This window comes from Leisingera sp. F5 (genome assembly GCF_001593695.1).
Genome location: NZ_LUKH01000820.1, coordinates 1 through 1624 on the forward strand (window position 1 = coordinate 1; position 1624 = coordinate 1624).

A 1624-nucleotide genomic window follows, 5' to 3' on the forward strand; every position below is an offset into this window, starting at 1 on the left:
GACGTTTTCCGCCACCAGTTCCGCCCGGATCGCGGCGGAGGTGTCCATATCCCAGAGCGACACCGACACATGCACCGATGGCGGGCTGGCAAATACTGCGCTGAAGTCCACCGACCGGCGCCGCTCGCGCGGGCCGGAGCCGGTCCACATTTCACCGTTGTCTTCGAAATCCGAAAAGACTTCGATATCCCCCTGATCGACCCCTGTACGGGGGTTGCGCAGTCTTTTCATTCCGGTTCCCAAACGGTTAGTCAAAATTGAGATTAAGCCATCCATCAGGATTATCCAGAAACCTGAAACAAAGACCCTGCGGATGTTGCCTTTAGGCAAGGCAGTGCCGGCTTGGCAAGGTGCAGTTGCCGGATACCTTGCAGGCGGTCCCTGCCTTCCCAGCAGGGAGAAATCCCCTTCAAAGCCCAACATTTCCCTGATCAGGGATATTTCCCCGATTGTCGCAAACGCTGTGCATTCCGGCGCGGCAGCGGCGAGTCCCCGAGGCCGATTTCTGGTGTGTATCCGCATCCGCCTTTGACAGGCGATTTGATCCAAGGGAGGAGATACCCGTGTCACCAAATGATCCGAATATCGTGAAGCCAGGCCTGGCGATGGCGCTTTTACCCATCGTGCTGACACTGGGTGTTCTGGGCGTCCAGCTGTTCTATTTCGGGGATTTCACCCCGCATATCCCACTGGCCATCGGCATCGCCATCACCGCGCTGGTGGGGCTGAAGCTGGGCCACAAGTGGGACAACATCGAGGAAGGCGTGTTCCACGTCATCAACATCTCGCTGCCGTCGGTGTCGATCCTGATCACCGTCGGCATGATTGTCGGCATCTGGATTGCCAGCGGCACGGTGCCGACGCTGATCTACTACGGCCTCAAGATCCTGTCGCCCGAGTTGTTCCTGGCGGCCGGCATGGTGCTGTGCTCGATCGTGTCGGTGTCGCTGGGCACCTCCTGGGGCACCGTGGGCACCGTCGGCCTGGCACTTATGGGGATCGGTGCGGGCTTTGGCATTCCGATGTACTGGACCGCGGGCGCCGTGGTTTCGGGCGCGTTCTTCGGCGACAAGATCTCGCCGCTGTCGGACACCACCAATCTGGCCCCTGCCGTCACCGGCACCAACCTGTTCGACCACATCCGCAACATGCTTCCGACCACCGTGCCGTCGATGCTGATTGCGCTGGTGATCTATCTGGTTGTGGGCTTCACCCTGATCGATACCTCGCAGGTGTCGTTCGAGCGGATCGACGCAATTACCGAGGCGCTGGACGGCGCATTCTGGATCTCCCCGCTGATGCTGCTGCCAGCGCTGCTGGTGATTGCGCTTGCGGTAATGAAACAGCCGCCGATCCCGTCGCTGTTTGCCGGTGCTGTCGTGGGCGGCATCATGGCGATGCTGTGCCAGGGCGCGGGCCTGCATGAGACCTTCACCTTTGCCAACAGCGGCTATGCGATTGAGACCGGTGTGCCCGAAATCGACCCGCTGCTGAACCGCGGCGGCATCCAGTCGATGATGTGGACCATTTCGCTGGTGCTGCTGGCGCTGGGGTTCGGCGGCGCGCTGGAGCGGACCGGCTGTCTGCAGGCCATCATCGAAGTGATCATTGCGCGGGTGAAGTC

Annotated in this window: 2 protein-coding genes; one reads left to right on the top strand and one right to left on the bottom strand. The window is 60.8% G+C overall.

What is annotated here, in order from left to right; translation table 11 throughout:
• Nucleotides 1-231: H-type lectin domain-containing protein (locus A2I95_RS36385; RefSeq protein WP_291737368.1), on the bottom strand; the 231-nt coding region annotated here is incomplete at its 3' end.
• Nucleotides 232-605: 374 nt separating this feature from the next.
• Here A2I95_RS36385 and A2I95_RS36390 point away from each other — a divergent pair.
• The coding region (locus tag A2I95_RS36390; protein WP_291737369.1) for a Na+/H+ antiporter NhaC family protein at nt 606-1624 on the top strand (1019 nt) is incomplete at its 3' end.